General features: G+C 55.4%; 1 rRNA gene. It reads right to left on the bottom strand.

The features are described 5' to 3' along the window. Window positions 1-296: 296 nt before the first annotated feature. A 16S ribosomal RNA gene (locus tag ACEPPI_RS40745) occupies window positions 297-397 on the bottom strand; the annotation flags it as partial.

Here is a 397-nt window from a genome sequence, read left to right as displayed (position 1 = left end):
AAACTTGGCCACAGATGCTCGCGTCCACTGTGTAGTTCTCAAGCAACGACCAGCCACCCATCACCCTCATCCCTAAGGACCAGGTTCACTGGGGCCGGCATCGCGAAGATATCGACCTTACGGCCGTACCCTCAGATACCCAACAACGTGCCAGGCACGATCCCCTCGACTATCACTGTTTTCCACGCCGAAGCAGTACTTACAGGATGTTCTGGAAACCGTGCCAAATAATCAACGTTCCACCCATGAGCTGACCGTGCAGAACATTTGCCTGCAATCGGTACTGTGCTCCTTAGAAAGGAGGTGATCCAGCCGCACCTTCCGGTACGGCTACCTTGTTACGACTTCGTCCCAATCGCCAGTCCCACCTTCGACAGCTCCCTCCCTTACGGGTTGG

Origin of the sequence: Streptomyces sp. AB3(2024) (assembly GCF_041862025.1) — a bacterium.
In the GTDB taxonomy this organism is placed as follows: domain Bacteria; phylum Actinomycetota; class Actinomycetes; order Streptomycetales; family Streptomycetaceae; genus Streptomyces.
This window is presented reverse-complemented; position numbering and strand designations above follow the sequence as displayed.